The organism is Streptomyces phytophilus, from assembly GCF_013870535.1.
In the GTDB taxonomy this organism is placed as follows: domain Bacteria; phylum Actinomycetota; class Actinomycetes; order Streptomycetales; family Streptomycetaceae; genus Streptomyces; species Streptomyces phytophilus.
Map to the genome: position 1 here is coordinate 1 of NZ_JACBXC010001251.1, position 1,740 is coordinate 1,740.

Consider the following 1,740-nt stretch of genomic DNA (forward strand, 5'->3'; position numbering starts at 1 on the left):
GCCGCAGGCGCCCACCCGCCGGGGGCGTACGCCCTCCGGCCCGGCCGCCTACTGCCGCACGGCGATGCGCGCCGGCGACGGCGGCGCCAGCGGGGCTTCGGGCGAGCTGGCGTTCTGCAGGTACGTGACCAGGGCAGCGGTGTCCGTCACGTCGCCGCCCTGCCGGCCCGTACCGTCCTTGAACGCGGTGAACCCGTCACCGCCCTCCGCGAGGAACTCGCTGACGGTGACCCGGTACTCCCGGTCCGCCGCCACCGGTTCGCCCGCCACCCGTACGCTCGCCGCGTCGAGCCGCGTCCCGCCTTCGCGGCGCAGATCCACCGCGTACGACAGCTCCGCCGACGGCTGGAGGAACCGGGCGCTGTTCTCGTTCGCGCCGGAGAAGCCGTTCCGCAGCGCGCCGACCAGCTGCTCGCCCGTGAGCGTCATCGTCACGAGCCCGGTCTCGAACGGCGCGACGCGGAACGACTCCGCGTACGTCACCACCCCGTCGCCCTCGTCGCCCGACGACGCGTACGTGAGGTCCCCGCGGATCCCGCCCGGCTGGACGAAGCCGATCTCCGCGCCGCTGCCGCGGGTGGCCTCGGCCAGCCCGTCGGCGATCACGCCGCCGAGCGGGCGCTCCGGCGCGGACGAGCCGCGTCCCGGCAGGTCGGCGGTGATGTAGCCGACGGGCTTGTTCTCCAGCTCGGCGGAGCGCTCCCGCCAGGTGTCGATCAGCTTGGCCATCGCCGGGTCCTGCGGGGCGGAGGTGGGCACGGGGTGGTTGGCCGCCCGGACCGTGCCGCGGAGCACGTCGCCGGTGCGGGGGTCGAGGGCGAAGCGCACGTCGGTGTACGTACGGCCGAAGGACGCCGCCTGCGTGACCGTGCGCGGGGCGCCGGCGGGGTCGGTGACGGTGCACACGTACGGCTCGTGCGAGTGGCCGCTGAGGACCATGTCGACGTCCGGCGTGAACGACTCGGCGAGCGAGCGGATCGGCTGCCCCAGCTTCGCGGCCGGGCCGCCCTCGTCGCAGTCCTCGTTGTACGGGATGCTCCCGCCGTGGTTGCCGCCCTCGTGGAGGACCACGGTCTGCGCGGTCACGCCCATGGCGGTCAGCTCGCGCGAGTAGCGGTCGACGGCCTCGACCTCGTCGTGGAACTCCACGTCCCGGATCTGCGCGGCGGAGATCGCGTCGGGCGCGTTCTTCGTGATCAGCCCGATGAAGCCGATGCGCTCGCCGCCGGGCAGGGTCTTGACCCAGTACGGCGGCAGCAGCGGCTCGGCGCTGCCCTTGCGGGTGACGTTGGCGGCGAGGTACGGGAAGTCCGCGCCGTCGTACGGCTCTTCCGGCGCGGCGCAGCCGTCGGAGGGGTGGCAGCCGCCGCGGTCGATGCGCAGCAGCTCCTCGGGGCCCTCGTCGAACTCGTGGTTGCCGACGGACGCGACGTCCAGGCCGAGTTCCTCCAGGGCGTCGACGGTGGGCTCGTCGTGGAAGTTCGCGGAGAGCAGCGGGCTGCCGCCGATGAGGTCGCCGGCGCCGACGGTGAGGGTGTGGGGCTGCCCCTCGCGGGCGTCCTTGAGCAGCGCCGCGAGCCCGGCGACGCCGCCGGCCTGGGTGCGCACCACGTCGCCGGAGTCGGTGATCCGGGAGACGGAGCCGGCGGGGCCGTCGACGGGGTCGAGGTTGCCGTGCAGGTCGTTGAGGGCGAGGAGTTGGACGGGCACGGGGCCGGGCTGGGCGGCGGCCGGCCCGGT

At 74.9% G+C, this 1,740-nt stretch carries 1 protein-coding gene; it reads right to left on the bottom strand.

Features of this window, described 5'->3' with window-relative positions; genetic code table 11:
- Positions 1–48 precede the first annotated feature (48 nt).
- A partial coding sequence (locus H5J30_RS31310; protein WP_181790918.1) for a bifunctional metallophosphatase/5'-nucleotidase occupies positions 49–1,740 on the bottom strand: 1,692 nt, incomplete at its 5' end.